We start from the raw sequence: 1,413 nt of genomic DNA on the forward strand, positions 1-1,413 counted from the left end.
CCCCTGGGCCTGGCCCCCTCCCCCAACCCGGCCACGTATACGACGAACCCCCATGTGCAGATCGATCCACTGGGGCTCTCTCCGTGCCCACCCGAACTCGACAGGCGACCTCGGCCACCGAGCCATGGGCAAGGGAACGGAAATGACTGGGCCGCGAACGTGACCCAGAGAGGAAGAACGGACAATTCCCAGGTCATCTCGGGACACGGATATTACGAGATGGGCGCGGGCGACATGATCGTGCCGCCTGGCACATGGCTCAAGTTCTATGTCGAAGACGGTGGCCGCCTCAAGGATTCGATAGGGTTCGAAATCGAGACCGGAGGAAACAGAAACCCCACTGAGACATTCGGCCCCGGAAAGAGTCTCCCAAATTACACCGTGGACGTCCCCAGGGATCTGAACACCAGCAGCAGATCGATAACGGTGAATGCACCGACTCGCCTTAGCGAGATAGTGAACGAGGGCATGGGGGCAGTGCACGTGGTAATCTGTCGCGAACACAAGAGCCCCTGGTGAGGCAGTATGACCTATTATGCAGACCTAACACCATATTCATACGACGAGGTTGACTCCAGTAACACTCTCCTGAACGTGGGATGGCTTTCGCGCGAGCACGGATACAGAACTGGAGAAGCTCCGGAGGGGCTCATCGAAGCTCTGGCAAAGCTGGCAGAGAGAAAAGTTAACATGCAGCGCGGCATGCATTTCTGCGAGCTATGTCCAAGTTTCGAAGTGGCCAGGGAAAACACTTCCCGAGGAAACACCTTCATCGGTAGCGGAGAAATCCGGGTGCCGGGGCGTGAAGGAGCCGTCTACGCCGCCCCCGCTATGATCGTTCACTACGTGGAGAGCCACGCCTACCTGCCACCCGAGGAATTTATCGAATCGGTCCTCGCCCTGGGCTCAAGCTGAAGCACCTCCCTCAAATATGGGGTTCACTGGGCGCCCGATCCTCGACCGGCATTACAAAAGGAAGCATATGAAGGGCCTGAATCCGTAAGGATGAAAGATTTCCTGATTCGGTGACCGGGTCGGTCAGACCACCACCTCACCCGATCTGCCCCACCCGGTCGCCCTCACCTGGGACCACGACGGCCTCACCCCCCTGGCCCAGACCGAACGCCTCCTCGACCCCGCCGACCAGAGCGAGATCGACCGGCGTTTCTTCGCCATCGTCACCGACCTGGTCGGCGCCCCCACCGAACTCGTCGACGAGACCGGCCGCATCGCCTGGCACACCCGCACCACCCTGTGGGGCACCACCACCTGGAACCGCGACGCCACCACCTACACACCCCTGCGGTTCCCCGGCCAGTACCACGACCCCGAGACCGGCCTGCACTACAACTACTTCCGTTACTACGACCCGGCCACCGGCCGCTACACCACCCCCGACCCCCTGGGCCTGGC

At 61.1% G+C, this 1,413-nt stretch carries 2 protein-coding genes and 1 pseudogene; all 3 read left to right on the forward strand.

Annotated features, from left to right (window positions below):
- Positions 1-159: 159 nt before the first annotated feature.
- On the forward strand, positions 160-519 hold the full coding sequence (locus tag L7D48_RS28820) for a putative adhesin (protein WP_237884047.1): 360 nt from the start codon (positions 160-162) through the stop codon (positions 517-519).
- A 6-nt stretch (positions 520-525) separates the two neighbouring features.
- On the forward strand, positions 526-915 hold the full coding sequence (locus tag L7D48_RS28825) for a hypothetical protein (protein WP_237884049.1): 390 nt from the start codon (positions 526-528) through the stop codon (positions 913-915).
- A 124-nt stretch (positions 916-1,039) separates the two neighbouring features.
- Positions 1,040-1,413 (forward strand): annotated as a pseudogene (locus L7D48_RS28830) (RHS repeat-associated core domain-containing protein); the annotation flags it as partial.

Origin of the sequence: Streptomyces sp. ICN903, assembly GCF_022015835.1 — a bacterium.
Classification (GTDB): Bacteria; Actinomycetota; Actinomycetes; order Streptomycetales; family Streptomycetaceae; genus Streptomyces; species Streptomyces fenghuangensis.

Excerpts from the sequence above, each read along its gene's own strand:
- L7D48_RS28825 (WP_237884049.1), top strand. The coding sequence starts at position 526 with ATGACCTATTATGCAGACCTAACACCATATTCATACGACGAGGTTGAC.